The sequence below is a fragment of the Rhizobium laguerreae genome (assembly GCF_019778565.1).
GTDB lineage: Bacteria > Pseudomonadota > Alphaproteobacteria > Rhizobiales > Rhizobiaceae > Rhizobium > Rhizobium laguerreae.
Map to the genome: position 1 here is coordinate 1 of NZ_JAAXQT010000005.1, position 26,278 is coordinate 26,278.

Genomic DNA, 26,278 nt, shown 5'->3' on the forward strand with positions numbered 1-26,278 from the left:
CTCCGGTCGGGGGCTTGCCTCAGCGCAAGTGGACATGCCGAGTGTCGCATTTCTAAATGGCTGAAGACACACCCAAAGTGACACTTCTACTTTGCACACAAACGGACATTCCAACCCTGCCGCCACAGTGTTGTAAGGGGGTGGGTTCAAGGATGAAGTGCGACTTGCAATAGATAACAACGGTTTATCCTTGCAAGGAACGAGACATGAAGCGCACCTACTCCCGGATCGATATCGATGAACGCCGCAAGATTGCCCGCTGGCGCACGGCTGGGGTCAGCGTTGATGTGATCGCCGAGAAGCTGCACCGACATCGCTCAACCATTTTCCGTGAGCTGCGCCGCAATACGTTCGAGGATCGTGAGATGCCGGACCTCAACGGTTACTACTGCGTGATGGCCAATGACATGGCGCGAGAACGGCGTGCCAAGCTGCGCAAACTTGCCCGGTTCGCGCAGCTCCGCCAATCGGTGATCGAGCGCATCATGCATGGCTGGTCGCCGCAACAGATCGCCGGCCGATTGCAGCTTGAGCGCCAGCCGAGCAACCGGCGCCACTGCGAGGAGTTTCGCAATGCGGCGCTGGATCTGATCCGGGAGCGCTATCTGGACGCTGGCTCGCGAGAAGCTGATCGAGCTGCACCGGATCTCGGTGGCCAAGGAAACGCTGCGGCAATGGATGACCGAGGGCGGCATCTGGGTCTCGCGTCGCGAGCGCAAGAAGCGGGTTTTCCAGCCACGCGGCCGGCGCGACTGTTTCGGGGAGCTGGTTCAGAACGATGGATCGGCGCCCTCACCCGCCCCGATCTAATCTTGCAACGGGGCAAAGGTCACGACACGCATGGCCCGATCAATTGACCTAGTCCTGATTGGCAACCGCTGGCAAACTGCCTTCGTTCGAAAGACGAGTTTCGGTCTGCCGGGCGGCCGAGACAAGGCGGCGCTTTGCGCGGATCGCGTGCCATTGTTGGTCAATCAGGACGCCGATGAGGATCACGCCACCCATGACAGCGAAATTCAACGACGAAGGGATACCAAGGAGATTCACGAGATTCTGCAACTCCTGGAGCAGGACCGTGCCCAGCACGACGCCGACAATCGATCCCTCGCCGCCGCGGAGCGAAAAACCGCCAAGTACAGCAGCAGCAATTGCGTAGAGTTCGTAGAACTGACCATGGCTCGCCGGCGAGATCGAGCGTGTGTACATGGCGAAATAAATCGCCGAAAGCGCCGTCAGCAGCCCACAGATGACATAAGCCGACATGACCATGCGGCCGGTACGGATACCGGAATAGCGGGCCGCCTCCTCGTTCTTCCCGATTGCGTAAAGATAACGCCCGAAGACAGAGCGATGCAGCATGATCCACATGACCACGGCAATGATGACGAGTGCGATGAAGGTGTTGGGAACGCCGTAAAACCGTCCAGCGGTCAGGAATTCGAGGTCTGGAAAATTCTGGCCGAAAGCAAAGCCCGCGGTTCCGTCAGCCGTATAGAAGCGCGCTGCCCCACGATAAATCAGGAGGCCGCAGAGGGTGACGACGAAGGGCTGCAGGTTGAGCCGGGTGATCAGCCAGCCGTGGACGGCGCCTATGACCGCGCCGAGCGCGAGAATGAGCGGCAGCGCCAGCATCCATGACATATCCTGGACCGCGATGAAATCGACGAAGAGCACGCCGAGAAGTGCTACCAGCGAGCCCACGGAAAGCTCGATACCGCCTGTAATGATGACAAAGGCCTGGCCGATCGACAGGATGCCGAACAGACCGATCAGGTTGGCAGTGTTGGCCAGGTTGATCGGCAGCAGGAAGCGCGGATTGATGATGGCGACGACGATGCCGACGACGACGATCAAAAGCAGCAGTCCGAGATCTTTTTTGATCATTCGAGATCCATCCCCCGATACCTTATTTTTATGTGCCGCAGCGGCTATTTTACCCTTTTGCCGACGGCAAGCAAAAGGACGCTTTCCTGGCTGATTTCGTCCTCTTCCAATATGCCGGCGATCTGGCCCTCGTGCATGACGGCGATGCGGTCAGAAACGCCGATCACTTCTTCCATGTCGCTGGAGATCATCAGGATCGCCACTCCGGCATCGGCAAGTGCTCGCATCAGGCCGTAGATCTCGTTCTTCGCGCCGATATCGATGCCGCGTGTCGGCTCGTCGAAGATCATCACCTTCGGGCTCATCGACAACCATTTGGCAAGTACCACCTTCTGCTGGTTGCCGCCGGACAGAGTGCCGGTTCGCGTTGAAACGGAGGGCGCCTTGATACCAAGGCGAACGCGCTGCTTTTCGGCCGCCGCCCTCTCCCGCTCGGCAGAAAGCATGAAGCGGCTGGAGAGCCGGGGAAGGTCGGCAAGGCTTATGTTCTGGGCGATCGGAAGATCAAGAAGAATGCCGTTGTGCTTGCGATCCTCCGGGACCAGGAAAATACCACGAGCGACGGCATCTCGGGCAGAACTGACCGCAATTTGCCGCCCGTCCTGCAGAATGGCTCCGCCGTAGCTCCGGTCGATGCCGAAGAGTACTTTTGCAAGCTCGGTGCGGCCCGACCCAACGAGCCCTGCAAGCCCCATGATTTCTCCATACCGGATTTCCAGATCAACGGGGCGGCCGGGATAGGCCTCGGTGCGCACGCCGCTTGCCTTCAGCGCAACCGAGCCGGGCGAGCGCTGCGGTTTTGCGGTCCGGGCCGCAAGCACCCGGCCGATCATCAGCTTGACCATCTGGTCGTGGCCGATGTCTTTCTTGGCAAGCGTGCCCACAAGCGTGCCGTCGCGCAGGACTACGACCCGGTCTGCGACGCGCTCAACCTCGTGGAGGCGATGCGAGATGAAAACCACACTGATGCCATCGGCTTTCAGCGATTTGATAATGCTCAGGAGACGCTCGGTTTCGGCCAGCGGCAGGCTGGACGTGGGTTCGTCGAAGATGACGAGCCTGGCATTGATGGACAGCGCCTTGGCGATTTCCACCATCTGCTGCTCGGCAAGGGAAAGCGATGCCACGGGTGTGTCGGCGGAAAAATGAGCCCCTACCCGCTTCAAGAGCGGCTTCACCATGTCTCGCAACCGATTGCGATCGACGAGCTTGAGAGGTCCGGCCTTCAGCGGCTCGCGGCCCAGGAAGATATTGGCGGCAACGTCGAGATTCTCAAAGAGATTGAGTTCTTGGTGAACGAAGGCGATGCCGGATGCGATGCTCGATTCCACAGTGAGGAAACGAAGCTCTGCTCCGTCGAGCAGAATCGTGCCTCGGTCGGGTGCGATCACGCCGCCGAGAATCTTCATCAACGTCGATTTTCCAGCCCCGTTCTCGCCGACGAGGCCGATGACCTCGCCTGGTATGATGTCGATCGACAGGCCCTCAAGCGCAACGACGCCCGGATAGGACTTGCCAACGCCGGAAAGCGAAAGGAACGGCGTTGCAAGCGCGTCCGGTGACGGGAAGTCGGAGCTGTGGTTCATCGCCTGTCCATAGCTGCTAATGCTGTCGGCATGGGACGTCTTTCGCGGCGGCGGCAAGTGCCCCCGCCGCGAAAGAGGGTTATTTTCCAGACATGGCCTTCAGGCTGGCGGCATATTTGTCAACGTCATCCTTGCCGATGATTACCGTCGGTATGATGATCAAGCCGTTGCTAGGAACGCCTGACTTGTCGCCCTTGAGGTAGGCCGCCATCAGCTTCATGCCCTGATAGGCCCATTCGAACGGCTGTTGCACGACGGTCGCTGCGACCGTGCCTTCCTTGACGCCGCCGAGCGTGATCGGATCGTCATCAAAGCCGACGACGGTGATCTGGCCGAGTTTGCCGGCGTCGCGCAACGCCTCATAGATGCGCGGCGTATTGTAGGAGTAGAAACCGACCATGCAGGTGACGTCGGGGCTGGCCACCAGCGCATCCTCGACGTTCTTCTTTGCGCGCGTCTGGTCGATATCGTCGCCGCGTACATCTGTCAGCTCGATCTTCGTGCCCTTCAGGCCGTCCTTCATGCCCTGGATGCGTTCCTTGGCATTATCGGCGCCGAGCAGGCCGACGAAGCCGATACATTTGCCGCCGTCCGGCATCGCTTTCTTGGCGATTTCGGCGGCCTGCATGCCGGCGTCGATATTCGATGAGCCGATATAGGCGACGCGGTTGGTCTGCGGCGCGTCGCTATCTGTGGTGAAGAGAGCAGTCTGCGAGCCGATCTTGTTCAAACCGTCCGTCTGGGTCTTGGGATCGACTGCGGAAACCATGATCCCCTTGACGCCGGCACTGACCAAGTCTTCCATAAGCCGTTGCTGAACGGCGACAGATGCCTGCTCAGGGTACTTCAGCTCCATCTGGTAGTCGGGCATCTCGCCCTGCGCCTTCTTCACGCCCGCCTCTGCGGCTTTCCAGAAGTCGGATGCGCCGTTGACGACAAATGCGAGTGTCGGCTTGTCGGCAGCATTTGATACGGCAATCGGTGCCGCGCTCAGCATCAACCCGGCGAAGAACAAGGCTGCATTGCGTTTCAGCTGTTTCATAATACACCTCCCGAGGGCCGCAGTTGCACGGGCCCGTTTCCGATTTACGGCCGGCCGGATGCGCGCCCCCTCCTAGGGCCGTCGCAAAGCGACGAGTGGCATTGGTTCCGATCGCTCCTTGACGGTATACAAGAAATTTAATTAGTAAATAGTATTATCAATGCAGATCAAAACATTTCATCGTGCAATGGCTACGATGGCGATTTTGTACTGACACTTGCCAATAACTGATAGAGTTGCAACAATTCCTGCAATTGCCAGCGCTTTCAGATAGATGATAATATTAATTACCAAAACCGACAATCAATCACCCTGAACCGTTATCCCAAGCAGAGACAGTCTCCACGAATGCGAAAGTCCAAGACCCAAAATAAGCCTGTGCGCGTGACGATGATGGACATCGCCGCGGCGGCTGGCTGCTCGCAGGCGGCCGTCTCCTTCGTCCTCAACGACACACCCGGCACCCGCATCTCACAGCAGACGCGCGATCGCGTATTGGAGGCGGCGCGCGCGCTCGGTTACATGGAGAAGACCTATACGACGAAGGCCTCTTATTCGGGACTGGACAACGTCATCGGTTTCGCCGTGGATCAACTCGCCACCAGCCCGGAAGCGATCGTTGCGATCGAAGGCGCGCGGCAAGCCTCCTGGAACGCCGGCAATGTCCTTCTGGTAACCCAGACGCTCAGTGACCCCGTCATGGAGCCGAAAGCAATCGAGGCGTTGACGAACGGAGGCATATCGGCGCTCATATATATGACAATTTATACTCGCCAGGTGGAGCTTCCATCCTATGTCAGCAAGCTCAACATCCCGACGGTCCTGCTGAACTGTTATACCGCGGACCATGCCTTTCCCGCCGTGGTGCCGAGTGAGATCGCCGGAGGGCAGAGCTCTACCCGGCATCTGATCATGCACGGACACCATCGTATCGCGACGATCACCGGTGAAATCTGGATGCAGGCGGCGCAGGACCGGCTGACGGGATATCGCCGCGCGCTGGCGACCGCCGATATACCCTTCGATCCGGAATTGGTCATTGAAGGCGACTGGTCGGCCAGTGCCGGCTATGCCGCCACGATGAAACTGCTTGCTCTGAAAGAGCCGCCCACTGCGATCTTCTGCCAGAACGACCGCACTGCCATCGGGTGCTACGAAGCGCTCAAGGATGCAGGGCTTCGCATTCCCCAGGACATGTCGGTGGTGGGTTATGACGACGAAGAAATTTCACGACATCTCGTACCCCCGCTGACGACTTCGGTCCTTCCCCATCTTGCCATGGGGCAATGGGCGATCGAACATCTCAACCCGGAAAGTGTGCCCGGCAAGCGCTATCCCATTGCGAAGCTCGAATGCTCGCTCGTTAAGCGTCATTCCGTCGCCGCGCCGCGGGCCGAGGCGCGGCAGATCCTCGATGGTGCATATACGTCGCCATAGCGTTCGCGCCGGGTCACTCATCCACTGAGTGGAGCCCAGCTCGCTCGGAACTCCTGACCGGCCCACATTGGAGGAAGTGGTAGAAATCACTTCTCGAGCGATAGAGCGGGCAGAGCTTGCCGTTGGTCGATAGGCTTGCGAACGGATCGCCCTGCCCTTGCGTCGTCACTGACGAACCACCGATCTCAAATAATCTCAACCACAGATACAATCTACGCAGAGGCGACGTTGACGACGTGTGGATTTAGAGCTAGCTCTAGCGCCATGAAAATCGCAATGGTTCTCGTAGTGGTGATATCGCGCATGGGCAGGACGGTCTGATCGTCCGGCAATAGCCACCCATGCGCCGAAAACAGGTCCCTGACGGGGCCTTTTTTTATGCCCCGTCGCACCCATCACCTCACTCACGACGGAACCCAGATATGACCGGCGAGACAGCCAACTCTTTTCTCAACACCCCCTCTGATCGTCGCATGAACGGCGGCGAGATCGTTCTGCAGGCGCTGTGCGACAACGGTGTCGAACACATTTTCGGTTATCCCGGCGCAGCGGTGCTGCCGATCTATGACGAAATCTTCCAACAGGAGGACATCAAACATTTCCTGGTGCGCCATGAGCAAGGCGCCGGACACGCCGCCGAAGGCTATGCCCGCTCGACGGGAAGAGTTGGCGTCATGCTGGTGACATCGGGACCAGGCGTTACAAATGCGGTTACGGCGCTGCAGGATGCTCTTATGGACTCCGTTCCGCTCGTCTGCCTCGCCGGCCAGGTGCCGACAAGTCTCATCGGTACCGACGCTTTTCAGGAATGCGATACGGTCGGCATCACCCGCCCCTGCACAAAGCACAATTTCCTCGTCAAACACGTCGACGATCTGGCCAAAACGATCCATCTGGCTTTCCGGATCGCGGCGGCCGGCCGACCCGGCCCTGTTCTCGTCGACATGCCGAAGGACGTGCTCTTCGCCAGCGGGACCTACGTTGCACCTGACCAGGTAGCTGCGCTGACGAGCTACCAGCCGGCAATGCAAGGCGATCGGAACGCGATCCGAGCGGCGGTCGCATTGATGGCCGAAGCCCGGCAACCCATCATCTATGCCGGCGGCGGCATCATCAATTCGGGACCGGAGGCGTCGAGATTGTTGCGTGAGTTCGTCGACCTCACCGGCTTTCCCGTAACGTCGACTGTCATGGGGCTTGGAGCCTATCCCGCCAGCGGGCGGAACTGGCTGCGCGTCGCCGGACAGGACGGATCGCATGAAGCCAATATGGCAATTGGCGACTGCGATCTGATGCTCGCCATCGGCGCGCGGTTTGACGATCTCGCGATCTCGCGCGTCCATGAGTTTTCGCCTCACTCGAAGAAAATCCAGATCGATATCGACGCCTCGTCGATCAACAAACGCGTTCCCGTCGACATCGGCATTCAAGCCGACGCCGCGCATGTGCTGGCGGATATGATCCATGCTTGGCGGTCGCTCTCCACTATGCCCGACCAGAAACGGTTGCGGGCGTGGTGGACGCAGATCGACCATTGGCGAACCCACGATTCGTTTTCCTACGAGCGGCTGGACCATGCAATCATGCCGCAACATGCGCTGGAGCGTCTGTATGCGCTGACAAAGCCGCACGACCCGATCATCGCCACGGAGATCGGTCAGCAGATGTGGGTGGCGCGGTTCTTCGGTTTCGACAGGCCCAATCGCTGGATTACCTCAGGGGGATTGGGGACTATGGGTTTCGGCCTTCCTGCCGCGCTGGGGGCGCAGCTCGCAAATCCCGGCCGCCTTGTCATCGACATTGCCGGCGACGCGTCGGTGCAAACGACGATGAAAGAGCTGTCGACGGCGATACAGCATCAAGCGCCGATCAAGATTTTCGTCTTGAGCGATGAGCATCCGGGCATGGCGCAAGAATGGGATTCCATACCGGATGGCAACAGTCGAGCGCGCTCTTATTCGGCCTCACTGCCCGATTTCACCAAACTCGCGGAAGCCTATGGCGCCATCGGCCTTCGTTGCGAAAGCCCAAGCGAACTCGACGCCAAAATCAAGGAGATGATCGACGCGGACCGGCCGGTGCTCCTCCACTGCCGGGTTGCAAGGCTGACCGATACCCATCGGCAGTAACGGCTGATGATCGAACACCCCAAAAGCAAGCCGTGCGATCGTGCAGCCCGCAGTCATCGTCTATCCTAGCCGAAGACCTCATGATCGAGACTGGCGTCTCGATCATGGATTTATGCCGTTCTATGAGATCGATTTTCTTCAGCCCGCTTCTGATCAAAGATGCTGTGTCACGACTCTTTGTTTGAAAGAGCGGCCAAGTCCTCTTTAAGCCGCACCGGTAAATCCATCCGTTCGTGAAGAATGCTCATGACGCCAAGATCACCGTTCTCAAGCTCACGAAAGAATAGGTAGTGATGCTCATAGCGGCTGAAATAGGCCCGACGCCTGATGTCAGCGGGAACTGCCAACCGTTGCGGAAGCTGTCGCCAGATCAGTCGATCTTCGCATAAACGCTGCAAATAAACATGCAGCCCGAGAATGTACGCATCTGCCTGTTTTTCTCCCCACGCTTCGAAAGTGTCACGCCAAATCTTGTCCTGCGCGGCGTCAGCGCGTGGATAAAACCGATAGGCTACCATGCTCAGCGGCGCTTGTTGCGGCGGATAACGTCTTCAGCGGAAACGACGACAAACTCGCTGTCGTCGGCACGCATTGCGGGTGCAAGCTCCTTTTGCAGGCCATCCCATGCCTCGTCGCGCGTTTGCAAATCGCGTCGGATCAGGGCGCGAATGTACTCGCTCGCATTCTCATAGAGGCCGTCGTCACCGATCTGCTGCTGAATGTGATCTTGCAGCACGCCGCTGACCTTCACATGAATGCTGCCCGATGCCATGGGCATACCCTTTCGTTCTTCCTCTATCGTGGTGCAGCGTAGCATATATTGTCCATATTCATCACAAAGAATTCAATCGTGACATGGTTTCTCGAACCTCGCTCGGCGACTCGGCTGGCTTAAAGATGTTGCGAACAGGATCATCATCGTCGGTTCGCCGTTTGTTTAGTGCTTGCGGGCCTGGGGCAGCAGGTTCATGCTTGTTCCTGTTTTGAGGCCCGCTGGTTGCGGCTGAAATAGCCGTAACAGTTTGGGCTTTCGTGAGACGCGTGCGATGGAGTGCGCCGGCTGCGGGTTCAATATTCAGAGCGGTTTTGCTTTCTGTCCGCGATGCGGCGCAAGGCAACCGATCTCGTGCGCTGCCTGCGGCTATCCCTGTCAGCCCGATTTTGCCTTCTGCCCCAGCTGTGGCGCGTCGGTTTCAGGCAAAGTCCAACCCGCGTCGAAGCCAAACATCGAGACGGTGCAGTCTAAATCTGACGGCGATGCCGACCGGCGGCCGGTGACCGTGCTCTTTGCCGATCTCTGCGGCTTCACGACTCTGAGCGAGCAGATCGACCCTGAAGTCATGCGGGTGCTGCAGAACGAATTGTTCGAAGAGATGACCCAGGCGGTCGAGGCCTATGGAGGCTTCGTCGACAAGTTCGTCGGCGATGCGCTGCTGGCGCTGTTCGGCGCGCCGGTCGCTCATGAGGACGATCCGGTCCGGGCGCTTGGTGCCGCACTCGATATGATCAGTCGGGCCACGCAGGTCGGCGAGCGCTGGCACGCCCGGGCCGGCGTGCCGCTGCGTCTGCATATTGGAATCAATAGCGGCCCTGTCGTTACCGGCGGCTTCGGTGCGGTCAGTACAAAATCCTATTCGGTGACCGGCGACACGGTGAACACCGCCCAACGCCTGCAATCCATGGCCGGCGAAAACGATATCCTTGTCGGGCCGCTGACCTATCGCCTCACCCGCCATGCCTTTGCCTTCGAGAGTCTCGGTGCGCAGGCGTTGCGCGGCAAAAGCGGAAACGTCCTTGTCCATCGGCTGACAGGGCTGTTGGAAGCGCCGCATGCGGCGCGCGGGCTCGAGAGTCTCGGCCTTCAGGCGCCGATGATCGGACGAGATACGGAAATGTCGCGGTTGCTGACATGCCTCGATCTTGCCTGCGGCGGGGCAGCACAGCTTGTCCGCCTGATCGGCGAAGCGGGTATCGGGAAGTCGCGGCTGGTCAATGAATTCGTCGTGATAGCCAGCAATGCCGCTCGTTTCCAGGGCCTCGCCATCCGCAAAGCGACCTGCTCTCCCCTCGGCGAACAATCCTATGGCACGCTCGGCGCGGTCGTGCGCAGCGCCTACGGCATTGGCGAGCGAGACGATCTCGACAGGGCGCGGCAATTGCTGGCAACGGGGTTTCGCGCGCTCGATCTGACGCAGGAGGAGGTCGAGGGACTTCTGCCGCTCTTTCTGCATGTCCTCGGCCTCGGCGATCCCGATGGCGCGTTGCGGTACATCGAGCCGGAGCAGCTGCGGCGGCAGATCTTCTATGCCGTCCGCACCGTCTTCGAGCGGCGACTGGCGCAAGGTCCCCTGCTGCTTGTCATTGAGGATCTGCACTGGGCGGACGCTGCCTCGCTGGAAGTGCTTCGCTTCATGATGGACCGGCTGGAGCGCAGCCGGTTGATGCTGCTGGCGGTCTACCGGCCGACATCGCAGACCGACCCACTGGACTCCAATCGTGTCAGCGTCACCGTCCAACGTCTTGCCCCACTCTTTGCGGCCGACGGGCAGAAGCTGCTTGCTGCGTTTTTTGGCGAGAGCTATGCCAAGTTGCCAGTGACGATGCGCAAACGCATCCTCGACCGCGCCGGCGGCAATCCGCTTTTCATCGAAGAAACCCTTCGGGCGCTGATCGACATGGGCACGTTGCACAATGACGGCCAGCGCTGGCATGTCGCAGCGGAAGACACGGATGTCGATATACCGGTGAACCTGCAAGCCCTGTTGCTTGCCCGCGTCGATCGTCTGCCGCAGGAGATCAGACGGCTGGCGCAAGAGGCGGCGGTGGTCGGCCCGAAGTTCGATACCGCCCTGCTCCGCACCGTCGCCACAGACCCGGCCGCCATCGATGCTGCATTGGATCATCTCTGCGATGCCAATATCATCGAGGAATTGCGCGGGCCGGATGCCGGCGGCTCGCCGGGCTATCGCTTCAGCCAGACGCTGATGCATGACGTCATCTACCACAATCTCCTGCTGCAACGGCGCATGGAGCTTCATCAACGGATCGGCCGGGTTCTGGAACGTCAATATGGTGCAGCGCCCGACCGGCCCGAGCATCTGGCACAGCTCGGCCATCACTTCAGCCTGACCACCGAAAAGGCCAAGGGCGCCACCTATCTGATGGCGGCGGGCGATCTGGCGCGCAAGGCCTACGCCAATGACGATGCAATGCGCCTCTATCGTCAGGCCCTTGCGGCCTTCGCAAACGAGGCGGAGGTGACACCAGAGCAACAGGCGCTCCTGGAGCGTCTTGCCGATCTCTGCGGTCCCGCCGGCCTGCGCGACACCGCCTTGAACCATTATCAGCGGGCGCTGACGACCCATCGCACCAAAGATGACCCTATCGCCGCGGCGAGGATATTGCGCAAGATCGGCCGTTTGCATCTCGATGCAGGACGCCGCGATCAAGCGGAGACACATTTGGCCGAAGCCGAAGCGATGATCGCAACGATCGACGCGCCGGTCGAACGTGCACATGTTCTGCAGGAGCGCGGCCATCTGGCCTTCCGCATGGGGGATCAGTCCGCTGCCGCAGAGTGGGCGACGCAGGCGCTGCAATGCCTGCAAACGCTGCCGATCGACGGGACGACCGAGGCCGGACGGGAGACAGCGCGAGCGATGGCGGAGGCGCTGAATACCAAGGGGGTAGCCTTTGCGCGGCTCGGACGCCGCCGCGAGGCCGTGCAGGAAGTGGAGCGTAGCCTCTCTGTTGCCGAAAAGGCGGATCTGCAAAGTGCTGCCTGTCGCGCCTATTCCAATCTTGGTGTTCTCTACACGATTGTCGATCCTGCTAACGCCATCAGAATCTGCCGGCGCGGTCTGGAGGTTGCGATCCGTATCGGCGATCTCGGCTTCCAGGCGCGCCTTCTCGCCAACCTCGCAGTTGCCTGCTGTACCTTCACTGATCGCTGCGCCGCCGAGGGTGTACCAGCGGCGGAGAAGGCCGTCGAAATCGACCGGGCGCTCGATCAGCGTGACCACCTCTCCGTGCCGCTGATCGTGCTGGGCCAGATTCATCAGTGCCACGGGAAGCCGAAGCTAGCTCGTAAGTATTACGAAGAAGCCCTTGAGGTTGCGAAGGAAATTGATGAACCGCAACTGCTCTTTCCGTGCTATGATGGCTTGGCGACACTCAGCCTTGAGCATGACGACATGGACGAGGCGGAACGGTATTTCACGCTGGCACAGGATGTGTGCATCCGCCACAACCTCGACCCCGGCACGCTCGTCGTCTTGCCGTTTCTCGACTGACTTGTCCTCGTTGCAGTGATCGCCGGAGATCGATTAGGAAAATCGATTCAAGAAGATAAAGGGAGGAACGAAACATGCAGGAGAACCACGCCGCAAGACCGTTACAGCCGGGAGATCGCGCACCGAACGTGGTGCTGGATGCGATCACCCGCCAGGGCAAGGTCGCCATCGACGATTTTCGCGGCCAGAAGCCGGTGCTCATCGGTTTGTTCCGCGGATTGCATTGCCCCTTCTGTCGCCGGCAGATCGCCGCCATGGCCGAACTCACCGATGCCTTGCAGGAGAAAGGCATCGACAGCCTGACCGTCGTCAACACGCCGATCGACCGCGCTCGCCTCTATTTCCGCTACCATCCGCTTCCCAATCTGCTGGCGGCCTCGGACCCGGAACGGGTATCGCACAAGGCCTTCGGCCTGCCGAATCTGCAGTTCACCGAAGATGAGAATGAGTGGCCGCGCAAAGTCAGCATGAACACGGTGATGTCGATGCGCATCGACATGCCGGGCGAGCTTCCAGCGCCTATGGACCCGATGGCGGCGTCGGAATTCCTCGACAAGGCGGACGGCTATGAAATCACCGAGGATGACAAGCAGATGATCGCCGCCGGCCACGGCCAGCTCGTCGGCGAATTCCTGCTCGATCGGGATGGCGTCGTGCGCTGGTGTTTCACCGAAGTCGAGGAGGATGGCCGCCATATGTTCGGCGGTCCGGCCCCTCGGGAAGTGATGTCGGCAGCGTCGAACATGGCTGTTTGATGGGGCCGAAAGGTCGGACGCTTGAACAAGGCGAGCAATTCCCGGTCCCGCGTGATCGCCCCTATTCCATCCTGAATTTGGCGTGGCAGGTCGTACAGGTCTGAAGCATAAGGTGGAACGCGTGTTCCGCCGGCATTGCCAGCAGTTCCTGCTCGTTGCGAACATGGGTGCCGAGCGGGCCGCCACCCATCGCTTCCCCAGGCTTCATGCGCATGCTGGCGGACATCTGTCCTGGGTTATTCTGCGCGGCGGCGTCCAGCGCGACGGCGTAGTCGCGCAGGTCGTTGGCGATGCGGTCGAACCGGTCGCGCTCCTTAAGGATGTTCGGCCCGGCCTTCGATTGCCGACTGTCGGCCTCGGACGCGAAAAGTGCGGAGAGAATACTCCCGGACTTGTCGCGGATGGTGTCGGCCGCCCATTTGAACTCGCTGGCGTTGTAGGCCGCCGGATCCTTGAACATGCCGGAGATCGTCTTCGCCGCGGCGGCCATGGCCTTCATGTCCGCCTGTCGACGGGAGACGAGGTCCTCCGAGGCTGGCGATGGAAGCCCGGCCATCAGGACTGCTCCCACGATGGAGAGCAGCCCAGCCTTCTTCATATAAGCGGGTTGTTTCATAAACGCTGCGTTCCAAACCGGGCCATGCCGCTTGCTTCGGATATCCGTCGCTTCAACGGATATCCGTTCTCATCTGGGCAGGAAGGGGGCGGACGGAGAACGCCCTCCCCGATCACGCCGCCATCTTGCGGCAGCTATCGGCGCAACGGCGGCAGGCGTCGACGCAGCTTTGCATGTCGCCCACCCGCTCGCGGTCTTCGGCGCACTGTCCGCAGATTTCTGCGCATTCCCGGCAGACATGCTTATGGTGCTCCGAGCCGATCAGCATGAAGTGCGCGGAGGTCCGGCAAATCTCCGCGCATGCCATCATCAGCTTGAAGTGCGGAGGCTTGGTGTGCTCCCCGCCCAGTTCCAAGCAATGTCCCATGGCCATCGACAGGCATTCGCTGTAGCAAGCGAGGCAATTGTCGATGCAGGCTTTCATTTCAGTCGACATGTGATGCATGGCTCAATCTCCTATTTGGCTTCCTTGTCCACCCACTTGGACATCTCTTCGATCTCCTTTTTCTGGGCTTCGATGACCTTTTTGGCCATCTGCTTGGCCTCTTCATTGTCGCCGTACTTCAGTTCGACCTCCGACATGCTGATCGCGCCCATGTGGTGGGCGATCATGCCGCAGACGAAGGAGACGTCGGCGTCCTTCTTCATCATCCCCTGCATCATGTTCATGTGCATATCCTTCATGCCGTCCATCGACGCCTTCTGGTAGTCGGTCATGTCGCCCATCGGCATGCCGCCCGAAGGCATGTCCGCCTTCGACATGTCCATGTCTTTGGACTTGCATTTTTCCGGATAGGCCATCGTCGACTGGGCGGAAACCGCCGATGGCAGGATAGCAAAGCCGGTGGCGACTGCCGTGCACAAGGCAAGCTTGGTGAACGTCTTCATTTTTCGATCTCCGAAATCTGGTTGATTGTTTGGTCCGTCTTAGCCCGCCTGAAATCGGGGCGGCGGATCGATTGAACGGACCAGCAGGAGCGGCCTGTCGACGGGCTCCGTCCGTTCATGCCTCCCCGGTTCGAAGCGCGGAGCCGCGACCTTGGCAAGTTCCGCAAGGATCGGACAGCAGTGCATCGCCGAACAGCACCCGGCCTGCGTGCCGCAGGCATGCCCCGCATGGCGATCACGCTCCCCCACGACGGCACAGTGCTGGCTTTGCAGGGTGCTCGGCGCCGCGGCCATGCCGAAAGAACTCGCCGCCACCAGGAGAGCGACGAGCAAAAGCTGAGCGTACCGGAAGATGCTTCCAAGTCTCATTCGGCTGGGTTCCCTTCCGGCGCCGAACTGGGCGCCAGCAGAAATGTTCCAATGGAAGGTTGATCTGTAGCACTTATTTCTTTTAGCAACGGCCGATGAGGAAGCATTAACCGTCGCGGGCTAGTCTGCGCCTCTCGCTCGGAAAAATTCGATGAAACCTGGCTATTCGCTGGCCCAGATAGGACTTCACTGGCTGATCGCCCTCTTGGTGCCGGTCCAGTATCTGACGGGCGGCAGCATCGAGAGAACCCATCACGCCGTCCACATGGGCATGACTCCGGCGTACTGGGACGTCGTCCAGCACCATCTCCACAACTACGCGGGTATGGCGATCGGCCTGCTGATGGGCCTGCGGTTGGTTCTTCGTCTTCTTCAGCCCTCCGAAACCAGCGCACCCAGCTCATGGAGTGAGCGAGCAGCCGCGGCGCTTCACCACGCCTTCTACGCCGCGATCATTGGACAGGCCTGCATGGGCCTCGTCGCGAGCTACTTCTGGTTCGGGATTGCGCCATACCACGTCGTCGGATCGAGGATAATCCTGGCGATGGTGGCGCTGCATCTCACGGCGGCGATTTGGCACACGATCGTCGCTCGTGACGAGACGGTCGACCGGATGGTGTTCCCGCGCCGGAAGCGGTCAGCCGAGGATCTGTAACGTGGCGAACAGCAGCACGACGTAGCGGCCGGTGTTGGCTGAGAATCCAGGATCTGAACGGCAAGCGGTTCCGTGCCACATAAAGGACGCGAACATCGACGACAGATGAAGTCGCAATTGAAATCGAGCTGCATTGCGTGTAGTTCGAGGAGCATGGGCAAGATGTACCGAATCGCAATGAGCAGGCTGCTCGTGATGATGCGGCTGGTGATCATCGTATCACTGGCGGGGTACTCGCTGTCGAACGCCAGCGCCGCCATGCATGGCTCCTCCTTCCCCGAGGCGGCAGCGGTACTGTCCGAGTCCGATGCAATGCAGCATCATGATGGCCATGACATGACGCAGATGACTGTCCATGACCACTCCCAGGGCGACGTCAGTGATGACGCCGATGGCGTATCGAAGCCTGTCAAGCAAGAATGTTGCAAGGATTTCTGTGGCGGGCTCGGCATCATTTGTGAAGGCCAGGATGTCGACGGACCCGTCGTAACCTCGATCCGGCAGTTCATCGACGACCGGACGACCCTTGGCGAGCTGCCGCCCCTCCACCGTCCCCCGAATATCTGAATAGAGACCTACCCGTTTGATCGGGTCTAGTCGGACGCTTGCCTGCTTCCGGGCGAGCGCGCCGTAAGGCTATCTCCTATTCGGAAATTTCATAATGAAACCCTCGCTTTTCGTGGTGGGGCTGCCGCTTGTCGTCGGCGGCTGCGCATCCACACTTCCTCCCGACGTGGTGGCGTTTCCCACCGCTGTCGACCAGCCGTCCGCACCTCCGGCGGCATACAGGTCGCCGATCGCAGGCTACGTCGCCCGGCAGCCGGTCGATCCCAAGCCCTGGCGCAGACAGAACGATCTGCAGTCTCCCATGAATGGAGACGACTCATGATCGGCACCAGAAAACTGATCTTGGCGCTGGCATTTCCGCTCGCTTTGAGCGGCTGTGTCACAGGCGCCGAGTATTCCCGCAAAGAGGCGGGCTTCACCTCCGTTGCCAACAAAACCGCCACCGTCACGGCGAAAGAGACCGTCTGGATCCAGAACCAGAACCAGGCTCGATCGGCGGCAGCTCAAGTCAAAAGCCTGCTTCCTCGAACGAAGCCTCTCGACGTCGAGACGGCCGTCCAGATCGCGCTGCTCAACAACAAGGGACTGCAGGCCGCCTACGCCGATCTCGGCGACAGCGCGGCCGACGCCTGGCAAACGACGATGTTCCTCAACCCGTCTGTCTCCATCGGCACTACCGGCATGGGCGCGCCGGGCCTGGAGGCGTTCAAGACGATCGAAGGAATGATTGCGACGAACATCCTGGCGCTCGCCACGAAGAACAGGGACATGGCGATCGCCGACACCCGCTTCCGGCAGGCGCAATTGACCGCGGCGGTGAAGACACTTCAGGTCGCCGCCGACACGCGGCGCGCCTGGATCGGCGCGGTGGCGTCATGGGAGACCGTCGGGCAGCTCCAGCGTGCCCAGGCGACCGCCGACGCAGCCTCGGAACTCGCGGAGAAGCTTGGCGAGACCGGCGCTATGACCAAGGGCGCTCAAGCCCGTGAGCATGTCTTCGTCGCCGAACTCGCCGGAGAAACGGCGAAGGCCCGCCTCTCCGCCCGTCTTGCCAAGGAGGAGCTGACGCGGCTGATGGGCCTCTGGGGCACCGACCTGGACTATCAGGTTCCCAACGGTCTGCCGCCGCTGCCCAAGTCCGTCATCAGACGCGATACCATCGAGGCCGAGGCTCTCAGGAACCGCATCGATCTGCAGATCGCCAAGCTCGACCTTGAGGCCACGGCCAAGTCCTACGGCCTCACCGAGGCGACGCGCTATGTGACCGACCTCGACATCCTGACCGGTTTCGAAACGGAACGCGAAATCGAGGACGACGAGAAGAAAACGCGAACCACTGCGCAAGTCGAGCTTGAGTTCGCCATCCCGATCTTCGACACCGGCAAGGCGCGGATGCGCAAGTCTGAACTGGCCTACATGCGGGCGGCGAACCTGCTGGCGGAGAAAGCCGTCAACGTCCGCTCAGAAGCACGCTCCGCCTACGAGGCTTACCGCTCGAACTACGACATCGCGCGGCACTACCGCAACAGCGTCGTGCCGCTGCGCACCAAGGTCGAGGAGGAATCCCTGCTGACCTACAACGGCATGATCTCGAACACCTTCGAGCTGCTGACAGACACCCGCGACAAGATCAACTCCATCCTGCTCTCCGTCAACGCGAAGCGAGATTTCTGGCTGGCCGAAGCCGATCTGGCGCCTGCGATCTACGGCGGCGGCGCGACGAAGGCGTCGGCAGAGACCGAGGTCGCCACTGCTTCCGAAAGCAGCGCTGGCGGCGGTCATTGAGAAAGGAACATCGCTATGTTCAATAGAAGACAGATCATTGGAGCCAGCGCCGCTCTGCTTTCGACGGCCGCCTGGACAAAGACGTCGGCAATGGGCTTGCCGGACGCACCGACAATGGAATCGGCGGATATGCAGCCGCCGCTCCAACCAACATCGGGACCAGATTACCAGCCAGTGGTTACGCTGAATGGCTGGACCCTGCCCCATCGGATGAACAACGGCGTCAAGGAGTTCCACCTCGTCGCCGAGCCCGTCGAACGCGAGATGGCCGACGGCATGACCGCCTATCTGTGGGGCTACAACGGCCAATCTCCGGGGCCAACCATCGAGGCCGTCGAAGGAGATCGCGTCCGCATCTTCGTCACCAACAAGCTGCCGGAGCACACGACGATCCACTGGCACGGCATGATCTTGCCATCGGGCATGGACGGCGTCGGCGGCCTGACGCAGCCGCATATTCCAGTCGGCAAGACCTACGTCTACGAGTTCGACCTCGTGAAATCCGGCACCTTCATGTATCACCCGCATTCCGACGAGATGGTGCAGATGGCCATGGGCATGATGGGTTTCTTCGTGATCCATCCGAAAGATCCCAAGTTCATGCGCGTCGACCGAGACTTCGTCTTCCTGCTCAACGCTTACGACATCGACCCCGGCTCCTACGTGCCGCGGATCATGGAGATGACCGACTTCAACATGTGGTGCTGGAACAGCCGCGTGTTCCCGGACATCAGCCCTCTGGTCGTGTCGAAGAACGACAGGGTGCGCGTCCGCGTCGGCAACCTGACGATGACCAACCATCCGATCCACATGCATGGCTACGATTTCGAGGTGACCTGTACCGACGGTGGCTGGGTGCGGCCGGAAGCGCGGTGGCCGGAGGTGAGCATCGACATTCCCGTCGGCGCGATGCGCGCCTATGAGTTCGACGCCAAGTATCTCGGCGACTGGGCGATCCATTGCCACAAATCGCACCACACGATGAACGCCATGGGTCACGACATTCCAACCTTCATCGGTGCGGACAAATCGAAGGTCGCCGAAAAGATCAGGAAGCTGCAGCCGGAATACATGCCCATGGGCACCAAGGGCATGGCCGACATGGGCGAAATGGAAATGCCTATCCCCGAGAATACCGTTCCGATGATGACCGGCTGGGGGCCGCATGGTCCGATCGAAATGGGCGGCATGTTCTCAGTCGTGAAGGTCCGCGAGGGCATCTCGGCAGACGATTACACCGATCCGGGTTGGTACGAAAACCCACCCGGGACCCAGGCTTGGGAATGGACTGGCGAATTGCCAGACGCGACCAAGGCCAAAGACGCAAAGACGCAAATTACGCCGAAGCCGACAAACGGCTGAGGTCCATCTCAACATCGAAAGGAATTACGGATGAAGAATTATCTCATGGCACTGGCGCTCGTCGCCCTCGCGTCTCCAGCGCTCGCTTCCGGCAATCATGCCGGTGGCCACGGTGAGAAGATGGCTGTCGGAGAACCCGGCGACAAGGCCAAAGCGACACAGACCATCCGCGTCACGATGAAGGAAACTGACGACGGAAAGATGCTCTTCACCCCCGCGGTCTTCAACGTCCGCAAGGGGCAGACCGTCAAGATCGCGATCAAGAATGCCGGAACCATCGACCACGAATTCGTGCTCGATCAGGAAGACAAGATTCTGGAACACAAGAAGGTCATGGAGAAGTTCCCGGAAATGGAACATGCCGACGCCAATTCCATCCGTCTTCCGGCAGGCCAATCCGGCGAGATCGTCTGGAAATTCACCACCGACGGCGAGTTCAAGTTCGCCTGCCTGATCCCCGGCCACTATGAAGCCGGCATGCACGGCGACGTCACCGTTGCCGGGAAATAATCCGCAAAAAGGAGCTACGAACATGAAAACTGCCATGATCAAAATCAGCGTGGCCGCCCTGCTCTCTGCCGGTGCGGCTTTCGGTGCGTTCGCCCAGGAATTCACCAAGGGTGTCGTCAACAAGGTCGACGCCAAAGCGAACAAGGTGACCATCAAGCATGAGGACCTGAAGAGCCTCGACATGCCTGCGATGACGATGGTTTTCCGGGTCGAAGACCCAGCTCTGCTCGAAAGGCTGAAGGAAGGTTCGAAGATCGAATTCGTCGCCGAACGGGTGAACGGCAAGCTGACCGTCACCGAAGTAAAATAGTGGGCTCCTGCCGCCCGGTCTCAATCCGGGCGGCAGGACATCAAGGAGTGGAGATGATGTACAGGAGAAGCTTCATTACAATGGCGGCATCCGCCATGGCGTTTCTTGGCGGAGGGACACGTGCCGCCACGCCGACGAAGATGACGGTCTACAAGGATCCAAACTGCGGCTGCTGTCATGAATGGTCGCAGGCGATGGCGGCAGCAGGATTTTCGCTGGACACTCGCGACACCGACGACCTTTCAGCGATCAAGGCGCAGTTGGGCGTGCCGGCCGACGTGCAGGGCTGCCACACCGCCGTCATTGAGGAATACTACCTCGAGGGACATGTGCCGCTCGAGGCCGTCCAGCGCCTGTTGCAGAAGCGGCCGTCGGTCCGGGGGCTGGCCGTGCCGGGCATGCCGTCCGGCTCGTTGGGAATGGGCGACGACCCGCAGGCGTCCTATGACGTGTATGCGATCCCATCGGGAACCGGCGCGCCATACGTATTCATGGAGGTCCGTCCCCGGAAGGGCTGAGGTTGCGATCGATCTGGCCAGAACCGGACGACCGATCAGGAAACCGGAGCGGAACCACCGTGCGCCAGACTGAGACTGATCGACCGGTTGCCGCCGAACGACGCTGCGTGATCGCCATCGGCGAAGGCCAGCCCGCAGGCGAATTTCTGCTCGATCGGATGGTGTCGTGCGCTGGTGGGTGTTTCACCGAAGTCGAAGCGGATGGCCGCCATATATGTTCGGCAGTCCCACCCCGCGGGAGGTGATGTCGGCAGCGTCGAACATGGCTGTTTGAAGCGAATGATCTTTAAAGCGCGTCGCATCGAAATTGGATCCATGTGACGCGCTTTCCATGAGACGAACTACAAGTTCGTCGCTCGCATCGACTCCTCTTATCTCAAGGAACAAATCTCGCATGGCGATGTTGTCATTTATATAAACATTGAACCATGGGAGGAACTCATGCGGAAATCTCTTCAGTTCGTACTGGTCGGCTTGGCCGCGATAACCGGGTTGACGATCTCGCCGACGATCGCGGCCGCGCAGGATTTGGAGCTGCGGCTCGGCCCCGGTGGCGTCGGCGTTTACGACCGGGATCGCGATCGTGATCGATATGGATATGACCGCCGCGGACCGCGAGGCTGCGACCCGGATGATGCTCTCGACATCGCGCGGAGCGAAGGACTTCGCAGAGCACAGATCGTACGCGTGTCTCCCCGCAGAATCGTTGTGCAGGGGATGACGCGCCGTGGACCGGAACGAATGACCTTCGCAAACCAGCGCGGCTGCCCGGAAATCTGACCGCGGCGTGAGCCATGAGGTGGGACGGCCGGCCTTCGAGACCATCGAAGGATTCCAACCGTGCGGCCTTGTTTTCAAAGCGACGGAACCTTTGGCCCCTCTGGACATTGCTGCCCATGCAGCGCTCTGCTTTGGGTCGCGTGCATTGAGCACCATAGGAGGATTCATCATGATGAGCGGTCAATTGAAGGCGCTTCTCGCCGTGCTTGCCGTTGCCGGCTACCAAAATAGAGACAAAATCGGAGAGCTCCTACGGGGCATTCAGAATCCTCAGCAGGCCGGCGCGGGAAACCAGCAGCCCGGCGGGCTTGGCGGCCTTCTTGGCGGACTGGCCGGTTCGGGTGGTCTCGGCGGACTTCTCGGCGGGCTGACGTCCGGAAGCGTCGTCAGCGGCGGTTTGGGCGATCTGCTGAAGACGTTTCAGCAGAATGGTCACGGTGACAAGGCGGAGTCGTGGGTAAAACCCGGTCCGAATGCGGACATTAATGACGGCCAGCTCGCGGAAGCACTGGGACCGGACGTTCTCAACGAGATCGCGGCCAGTACCGGCCTTTCGCATGAAGAGATTCTGGGGCGCCTCAAGCGCGGTCTTCCCAAAGCGGTGGACGACCTGACACCCGAGGGAAGAGTACCCACCGCCGAAGAGAGCTTTTTGTCTTCTGCAAGTCAATCGACCACCAGTGGACGACCCGGCACCCTCTAATTTCGTCGCACCAGCGCATCACTCGGGGAGACCGGCCTTGCGGTAGCCGTCGATGAAATGCGCAAGCGTCCGAGCGTCACGGAACGGTTCGGCCGCCGCCCAGTGGCGGGTTGAAAAATGCGGGTTGGCGACGAGGAACAATTCGACCTCGGCATGCGCCTCGTCGAGCCGGCCGAGTTGGGCAAGGCTTGCCGCCAGGAAACGGCGTGAGCTCGTGCGATAGGTCTCGTCCCGGCGCAGCGTCTCGATGGCGGCTTCGTACTGGCCGGCGGCATATTGCGCCTGGCCGAGCGTCAGATAGTACCAGCTTGCCGGGAACGGGTTCAGCCGAAAGGCCTTGGCGATGTGCTCAAGGCCCTCCCCGATCCGCCCGGCCAGGACCGCGATGTCGGATAATGCCGCAAAGGTGTCGGCGTCGTTGGGGTCGAGCTCGATCGCCCTGGCGAATTCCGCATCCGCCTCGGCGAAACTGCGCTCATAGGCAAGCAGGTAAGCCAGGACCCAGCGGCAGCCGGCATCGTTGGGATCGATCGCTACAGCCTTGCGCGCCAGTTGCAGAGCATTCTTGCGCGTAGGCTCCGTCGGTCCGCCGGAATGCACCTCACCCATCCAGTGGTTTATGGCAAGCCAGCGATAGGGCTCGGCATAATCAGGGTCGAGCGAAATCGCGCGTGTCAGCATCAGATGCGCTTCCCGCGCCGTCTGTGGCGTATCATCCATCAGCCTGCGCGCCCGTACGCAGAGATCGTAAGCGTCGAGATTCTTGGGCCGGTTGCGCGGCGGCGGTGTGCGCAGCCGGCCGAGCAAGGCCTCCACGATCTTGGCCGTCACCTCGTCCTGAACGGCGAAGATATGGTCCAGACTGCGATCGAAGCGTTCCGCCCACAGATGATCGCCACTTGCCGCATCGACCAGTTGGGCGTTGATGCGCACCTGTCCCGCTGCGCGTCTTGCGCTGCCCTGCAGCAGGTAGCGCACGCCGAGCTCCTCGGCGATTGCGCGCACGTCCTTCGCCCTTCCCTTGTAGGCGAAGGCCGAGCTGCGGGCGATGACGAACAGGCCCGGCATCCTGGAAAGGTCGGTGATCAGGTCTTCGGTCAGGCCATCGGCGAAGGATTCCTGCTCGGGATCGTTGCTGATATTCACGAAGGGCAGCACCGCTATCGATGGTTTGTCGGGCAGCGGCAAAGGTTTTCGCTTCACACCGCCGAGCTGATCGATGGCGCCGGTGAAGCGGTAGCCGACACGCGGCACCGTGGAGATCCATTCACCGCCGTCGGCGGCCGGACCGAGCAGCTTGCGCAGCTGCGCGATCTGGACGGTGAGGTTGCCTTCCTCGACGGCCAAGCCCGGCCAGGCCGCATCCATCAACTCGCCCTTCCCCAGGATTTCTCCGGGTCGTTCGACGAGCGCTGAAAGCAGCTTGACACCCCGGTGGCCAATGGCAACGGGATCATCGTTCCGAAGGAGGGTTCCAGCCACCGGATCAAGCACAAACGGACCAAAGGCAAAGCGCGATCCCTGCATCGAGCGCATCCTAGAGACTTTCAGCCTTCGTTGGAACTGTTCAGCAGGGGACAATTCGGTCCAGTTCAAGGCTCTAGCCGCATCAGAACACCCTTTCGCTCGTCGATGAAACCTTGTCCGGCTACGATGCCGCGAGCCGGATCTCAAACCTGCCGGGCGATGGCGCCGACTACATTGACGAGAAGGCGCGCGGCGGTCAGCGCCGACAGGCGGTCGATGTCGGCGGGAGGATAGAGCTCGACAAGATCGAATCCTGCGATCCTGGCCCGCCTGCCAAGGCCGGCGATCAGGTCGATTACCTCGGTATAGGTGAGGCCGCCGGGCGTCCGCGCCGCCACACCCGGCATGATGCTGGGATCGAGGCTGTCGCAGTCGAGCGTGACGACGACCCGCGCTCCTTGCGGAATATGCCGGAGAGCGGCTTCGGCGCCCTCAGCATGAATTTCGCGGGCAGTGACGAAGCGGCTGCCGTAACCCCGCGCCGCTTCGATGTCGGCGAGGCGTGCGCTGCCGACACTACGGAGGCCAACCTGCACCATGCCGGCGACATGCGGCATCTCGCTCGCCCGACGCATCGGGCTCGAATAGCCGAAACGCTCGCCATGCACCTCGTCACGCCAGTCGATATGGGCGTCGACCTGCAGGATCCAGACCGGTTCGTGATCGGCAAAGCCGGCGAGGAAAGGAATGGTCACGGAGCAGTCGCCGCCAAGCAGGATCGGCATGGCTGGCATTGACAGGATCTCGCGCGTCTTCACCTCGATCCGGGCGCGGTTGCCGGCATTGTCATGCATGGTGGTTTCGACGACACCGGCGTCGATGCAGCACACCGGTTTGCCATCGAACAACGGTCCGCCGAGATCGAAGTCCCAGTGCTCGACCAGCGCGGCATCGTCCTGGCTCACAGCGCGGATGGCGTCGGCGGCCAGGACATAGCCGCTGCTGTCCTTGCCGGGATAGGTGCTGCCGTGACCGGCCGCGAAGATCACCGCACGGGGCAAACGGCCGTCGGTGAGGCGATTTGGAAGGCCAAGAAAGGAAGGCGAGGCGGTCATTTCCAGATGGTCCTGATGATGTCCGGCGGAATTGCTGTGGTGAGGGCTTTTGGCCGGGGAAAAATTCTATGCAGACCTGTTTAGTCCCTTTGGAAGTTTTTGAGAACTTTTTGGACGCGCTTAATTACGGCGCTCGCCGTATCCCGCAGAATTCATCCTCTTTTGAGCTTGAAGGTTCCCGCACCTTCAAACCCCATGGAGGCTGCCATGAACGATACTTCCACCCCTGCATTGGCGCCGCATCACGCGGCGCGGGCGGGAACGTCTGTGGAGTCGTCGGACGTGTCGGATCGGCACTTGCCCGGCACGACATCGCTGCAAGCGGATCGGATCCCATGGGCCGCGATGGCGGGCATCATCGCGACCGTCACGGTATTTGCCGTGGCGCAGGGGCTGACCTATCCGCTGCTCAGCTTCATCCTGGAGCGGCACGGGACCACATCAGCCCTGATCGGATTGTCGGCGGCTATGACGCCGCTCGGATTCATTCTATCGGCGCCTTTCATTCCGGCGCTTTCGCGGCGCGTGGGTGCGGCTCGGCTGGCGATCCTGTGTTCGAGCCTGGCCGCGCTCACCCTGATGACGATTGCCTGGGCGCAGGACGTCTGGGCCTGGATGCCGCTGCGCTTCCTGCTCGGCGTCTTCGCCAATCCGCTTTACGTGATCAGCGAAACCTGGCTGATCTCGATCACACCGGCGCCGCGCCGGGGCCGGATCATGGGTCTCTATTCATCGATCGTTTCGGGCGGCTTCGCCATCGGCCCGCTGTCGCTCTGGCTCACCGGCACTGAGGGTTGGCCGCCTTTCGTGATCGGCATTACGGCCTTCCTCCTCTGCGGCCTGATCGTGCTTGCGGTCGTCCCACGCCTGCCGGACATGCCTGGTGAAGGCGAGGCTACAACGGTGGGCCGCTTCTTCGCGCTGGCACCACTGCTGTTGTTTGCCGTTTTTGCCGCTGCCGCCTTCGAGCAGATCCTGCTTTCACTGTTCGCGGTCTATGGTGCAGCACTCGGCAGCGCCGAAGGGCGCATCGCTTCGCTCATCACCTGTTTCATCGCCGGCAATGCCATGCTGCAGATTTTGCTCGGGCGCTTGGCCGAACGGTTCGGCTCGACACGGATGATGTTATTCTGCGTCCTGGCCTGCCTCGCCAGCTGCCTGCTGCTGCCGTCGGCCTTCAATTCGTGGCTTATCTGGCCGCTCGTTTTCGTCTGGGGCGGGGTCTCGTTCGGGATCTACACCCTATCGCTGATCCAGCTCGGCGAGCGTTTCACCGGCCAGGCCCTGATCGCCGGAAATGCGACCTTCGCCTTGGTATGGGGCATCGGCGGCATCGTCGGATCGCCTGCGACAGGACTGGCGATGCAACTGAACGGACATCAGGGTCTGCCGTTGTCCCTTGGCCTGCTCAGCTGTGTGCTGGCGGCGTTGCTAATGGCCAGGAGATGGCGGGGCTGATCGAGGCACTTGCTTGTGCCGCCCTGCCCCGGCTTGACCTGCCGGCCCTT

At 60.7% G+C, this 26,278-nt stretch carries 25 protein-coding genes and 3 pseudogenes; 18 read left to right on the forward strand and 10 right to left on the reverse strand.

The window, feature by feature from the left end:
• Nucleotides 1-206 precede the first annotated feature (206 nt).
• A pseudogene (locus tag HFO71_RS16450) lies at nt 207-557 on the forward strand (transposase); the annotation flags it as partial.
• Nucleotides 534-786 (forward strand): annotated as a pseudogene (locus HFO71_RS16455) (ISNCY family transposase); the annotation flags it as partial. The pseudogenes HFO71_RS16450 and HFO71_RS16455, both read left to right, overlap by 24 nt.
• A 72-nt stretch (nt 787-858) precedes the next feature.
• Here the strand turns inward: HFO71_RS16455 and HFO71_RS16460 are convergent.
• The 3 genes from HFO71_RS16460 to HFO71_RS16470 form a co-directional block, all read right to left on the reverse strand.
• On the reverse strand, nt 859-1,884 hold the full coding sequence (locus tag HFO71_RS16460) for an ABC transporter permease (protein ID WP_131642692.1): 1,026 nt from the start codon (nt 1,882-1,884) through the stop codon (nt 859-861).
• 44 nt (nt 1,885-1,928) lie between these two features.
• Nucleotides 1,929-3,470, reverse strand: coding sequence for a sugar ABC transporter ATP-binding protein (locus HFO71_RS16465; protein WP_168258405.1), 1,542 nt, complete (start codon nt 3,468-3,470; stop codon nt 1,929-1,931).
• Nucleotides 3,471-3,549: 79 nt separating this feature from the next.
• Nucleotides 3,550-4,512, reverse strand: a complete 963-nt coding sequence (locus HFO71_RS16470; RefSeq protein WP_131642690.1) for a sugar-binding protein — start codon at nt 4,510-4,512, stop codon at nt 3,550-3,552.
• Between the two features lie 348 nt (nt 4,513-4,860).
• On the opposite strand from HFO71_RS16470, the gene HFO71_RS16475 reads away from it, so the two are divergent.
• A complete protein-coding gene (locus HFO71_RS16475) occupies nt 4,861-5,949 on the forward strand; it encodes a LacI family DNA-binding transcriptional regulator (RefSeq protein WP_131642689.1) in 1,089 nt (362 codons plus the stop codon).
• Nucleotides 5,950-6,371: 422 nt separating this feature from the next.
• Nucleotides 6,372-8,078, forward strand: coding sequence for a biosynthetic-type acetolactate synthase large subunit (gene ilvB, locus HFO71_RS16480; protein WP_131642688.1), 1,707 nt, complete (start codon nt 6,372-6,374; stop codon nt 8,076-8,078).
• Nucleotides 8,079-8,245: 167 nt separating this feature from the next.
• Here the strand turns inward: ilvB and HFO71_RS16485 are convergent, their stop codons facing one another.
• Complete coding sequence (locus HFO71_RS16485; RefSeq protein WP_072638442.1) at nt 8,246-8,596, reverse strand: type II toxin-antitoxin system RelE/ParE family toxin; 351 nt, start codon at nt 8,594-8,596, stop codon at nt 8,246-8,248.
• A gap of 2 nt (nt 8,597-8,598) precedes the next feature.
• A complete protein-coding gene (locus tag HFO71_RS16490; RefSeq protein WP_027665810.1) occupies nt 8,599-8,850 on the reverse strand; it encodes a ribbon-helix-helix domain-containing protein in 252 nt (83 codons plus the stop codon).
• 274 nt (nt 8,851-9,124) lie between these two features.
• On the opposite strand from HFO71_RS16490, the gene HFO71_RS16495 reads away from it, so the two are divergent.
• A complete protein-coding gene (locus HFO71_RS16495) occupies nt 9,125-12,370 on the forward strand; it encodes an adenylate/guanylate cyclase domain-containing protein (protein ID WP_168258404.1) in 3,246 nt (1,081 codons plus the stop codon).
• Nucleotides 12,371-12,444: 74 nt separating this feature from the next.
• Nucleotides 12,445-13,125: a peroxiredoxin-like family protein gene (locus HFO71_RS16500; RefSeq protein ID WP_131642686.1), complete on the forward strand. Its 681-nt coding sequence runs from the start codon at nt 12,445-12,447 to the stop codon at nt 13,123-13,125.
• A 61-nt stretch (nt 13,126-13,186) separates the two neighbouring features.
• Here HFO71_RS16500 and HFO71_RS16505 read toward each other — a convergent pair whose 3' ends face one another.
• The 3 genes from HFO71_RS16505 to copM all read right to left on the reverse strand — a co-directional run bounded on the left by HFO71_RS16505 (nt 13,187) and on the right by copM (nt 14,629).
• On the reverse strand, nt 13,187-13,741 hold the full coding sequence (locus HFO71_RS16505) for a c-type cytochrome (protein ID WP_077980980.1): 555 nt from the start codon (nt 13,739-13,741) through the stop codon (nt 13,187-13,189).
• A gap of 112 nt (nt 13,742-13,853) precedes the next feature.
• Entirely contained in the window at nt 13,854-14,186 is a 333-nt protein-coding gene (locus tag HFO71_RS16510; RefSeq protein ID WP_221988231.1) for a four-helix bundle copper-binding protein, read from the reverse strand.
• An 11-nt stretch (nt 14,187-14,197) separates the two neighbouring features.
• Nucleotides 14,198-14,629 carry a CopM family metallochaperone gene (gene copM, locus HFO71_RS16515; RefSeq protein ID WP_131642685.1) on the reverse strand — a complete coding sequence of 144 codons (432 nt, stop codon included), beginning with the start codon at nt 14,627-14,629 and terminating at the stop codon, nt 14,198-14,200.
• Nucleotides 14,630-15,149: 520 nt separating this feature from the next.
• Here copM and HFO71_RS16520 point away from each other — a divergent pair.
• From HFO71_RS16520 to HFO71_RS16570, 11 genes and pseudogenes are all read left to right on the forward strand, one after another.
• Nucleotides 15,150-15,653: a cytochrome b gene (locus HFO71_RS16520; protein ID WP_077980984.1), complete on the forward strand. Its 504-nt coding sequence runs from the start codon at nt 15,150-15,152 to the stop codon at nt 15,651-15,653.
• A gap of 162 nt (nt 15,654-15,815) precedes the next feature.
• The gene (locus HFO71_RS16525) at nt 15,816-16,220 is read left to right on the forward strand and encodes a hypothetical protein (protein WP_077981266.1); all 405 of its coding nucleotides are present in this window, start codon (nt 15,816-15,818) and stop codon (nt 16,218-16,220) included.
• Between the two features lie 94 nt (nt 16,221-16,314).
• Nucleotides 16,315-16,542, forward strand: coding sequence for a hypothetical protein (locus tag HFO71_RS16530; RefSeq protein ID WP_077980985.1), 228 nt, complete (start codon nt 16,315-16,317; stop codon nt 16,540-16,542).
• Nucleotides 16,539-18,005 (forward strand): TolC family protein, encoded by a 1,467-nt coding sequence (locus HFO71_RS16535; protein WP_132609453.1) that lies wholly within the window; start codon nt 16,539-16,541, stop codon nt 18,003-18,005. Before HFO71_RS16530 ends, HFO71_RS16535 begins: the two co-directional genes overlap by 4 nt.
• A gap of 15 nt (nt 18,006-18,020) precedes the next feature.
• The gene (locus HFO71_RS16540; protein ID WP_131642681.1) at nt 18,021-19,367 is read left to right on the forward strand and encodes a multicopper oxidase family protein; all 1,347 of its coding nucleotides are present in this window, start codon (nt 18,021-18,023) and stop codon (nt 19,365-19,367) included.
• Nucleotides 19,368-19,397: 30 nt separating this feature from the next.
• Nucleotides 19,398-19,877 carry a cupredoxin domain-containing protein gene (locus HFO71_RS16545; protein WP_072638454.1) on the forward strand — a complete coding sequence of 160 codons (480 nt, stop codon included), beginning with the start codon at nt 19,398-19,400 and terminating at the stop codon, nt 19,875-19,877.
• Between the two features lie 22 nt (nt 19,878-19,899).
• Nucleotides 19,900-20,187 (forward strand): copper-binding protein, encoded by a 288-nt coding sequence (locus HFO71_RS16550; RefSeq protein WP_077980988.1) that lies wholly within the window; start codon nt 19,900-19,902, stop codon nt 20,185-20,187.
• A 56-nt stretch (nt 20,188-20,243) separates the two neighbouring features.
• On the forward strand, nt 20,244-20,705 hold the full coding sequence (locus HFO71_RS16555; RefSeq protein WP_168258402.1) for a DUF411 domain-containing protein: 462 nt from the start codon (nt 20,244-20,246) through the stop codon (nt 20,703-20,705).
• Nucleotides 20,706-20,818: 113 nt separating this feature from the next.
• Nucleotides 20,819-20,979 (forward strand): annotated as a pseudogene (locus HFO71_RS35845) (AhpC/TSA family protein); the annotation flags it as partial.
• A 167-nt stretch (nt 20,980-21,146) separates the two neighbouring features.
• Entirely contained in the window at nt 21,147-21,485 is a 339-nt protein-coding gene (locus tag HFO71_RS35850; protein ID WP_168258401.1) for a hypothetical protein, read from the forward strand.
• A 169-nt stretch (nt 21,486-21,654) separates the two neighbouring features.
• The gene (locus HFO71_RS16570; RefSeq protein WP_221988234.1) at nt 21,655-22,188 is read left to right on the forward strand and encodes a YidB family protein; all 534 of its coding nucleotides are present in this window, start codon (nt 21,655-21,657) and stop codon (nt 22,186-22,188) included.
• Between the two features lie 18 nt (nt 22,189-22,206).
• On the opposite strand, the gene HFO71_RS16575 is transcribed toward HFO71_RS16570, so the two are convergent.
• Both HFO71_RS16575 and HFO71_RS16580 read right to left on the reverse strand, forming a co-directional pair.
• Nucleotides 22,207-23,715, reverse strand: a complete 1,509-nt coding sequence (locus HFO71_RS16575; RefSeq protein WP_168258400.1) for a winged helix-turn-helix domain-containing tetratricopeptide repeat protein — start codon at nt 23,713-23,715, stop codon at nt 22,207-22,209.
• Between the two features lie 143 nt (nt 23,716-23,858).
• Nucleotides 23,859-24,770 (reverse strand): agmatinase, encoded by a 912-nt coding sequence (locus HFO71_RS16580; protein ID WP_168258399.1) that lies wholly within the window; start codon nt 24,768-24,770, stop codon nt 23,859-23,861.
• A 345-nt stretch (nt 24,771-25,115) separates the two neighbouring features.
• On the opposite strand from HFO71_RS16580, the gene HFO71_RS16585 reads away from it, so the two are divergent.
• Nucleotides 25,116-26,228: an MFS transporter gene (locus HFO71_RS16585; protein WP_168258424.1), complete on the forward strand. Its 1,113-nt coding sequence runs from the start codon at nt 25,116-25,118 to the stop codon at nt 26,226-26,228.
• Nucleotides 26,229-26,278 lie beyond the last annotated feature (50 nt).